The organism is Bradyrhizobium sp. MI1.3 (assembly GCF_055811695.1).
Map to the genome: position 1 here is coordinate 1 of NZ_JBVVPQ010000302.1, position 290 is coordinate 290.

The 290-nt window shown below is 62.4% G+C and carries 1 pseudogene; it reads left to right on the plus strand.

Annotated features, from left to right (window positions below):
• Positions 1–290 (plus strand): annotated as a pseudogene (locus AC0L3A_RS41110) (ISL3 family transposase); the annotation flags it as partial.

The following is a 290-nucleotide window of genomic DNA, read 5'->3' on the forward strand; positions in this document are numbered from 1 at the left end:
GGCGAGGCAGCAGCCAAGGCGCTGCCGAACGCCATCCAAGTCGCCGACCGCTGGCATCTGATGGAAAATGCGAGCGCTGCCTTCCTTGATGCGGTGCGCCGCTCCATGAACAGAATCCGGACCGCAATCGGAGCGACGACGATCAATCCGGAACTGCTGACCTGTGCGGAAAAGCTGCGCTATCAGGGCTATCTGCGGCGCCAGGACAGCCAAGCCGCAATTGCGGCTCTCGTCAGCGACGGTGTGCCGCTCAAGGAGATCGTCCGCCGCACAGGACATAGTCGCAATCT